The 403-nt window shown below is 59.8% G+C and carries 1 protein-coding gene; it reads right to left on the reverse strand.

The window, feature by feature from the left end; genetic code table 11:
- Positions 1 to 371, reverse strand: a 371-nt coding sequence (locus EN750_RS38965; RefSeq protein WP_189526899.1) for a ribbon-helix-helix domain-containing protein, incomplete at its 3' end; no start/stop codon positions are given.
- Between the last annotated feature and the right edge of the window lie 32 nt (positions 372 to 403).

A 403-nucleotide genomic window follows, 5' to 3' on the forward strand; every position in this document is an offset into this window, starting at 1 on the left:
GCGTCATCGCTTGGGGCGATCGGCAATTGACGTTTGACGAGTTGCTGGAACGGCGCGTTGAACGACAGGATCTTCTTCGACGAAGCCAGGGCAAAGGCGGGAGACGGGCAAGCGACCAGTATGGCGTTGATGGTGTTGATCGATGCAAGCTTTCGCAGGGTCAGGTTTTCGTCACCCAATCCACGCATGCAGGCCACCCGAATCGCGGATGTCAAATTGCCTGTCTGTGCCTGGCTTTCGGCGATCTCGTCGATGAGCATGCCGATCGTGCACTTCCTGCTTTCGGCCATCTGCTTCAGCGACATCCAGAATGCCCGCTCCAGACGGATGCCGCGCCGGATGCCGCCGCGGCATCCGTCTGGAGCGGGCATTCTGGATGTCGCTGAAGCAGATGGCCGAAAGC

The organism is Mesorhizobium sp. M7A.F.Ca.ET.027.03.2.1 (genome assembly GCF_003999175.1).
In the GTDB taxonomy this organism is placed as follows: Bacteria; Pseudomonadota; Alphaproteobacteria; order Rhizobiales; family Rhizobiaceae; genus Mesorhizobium.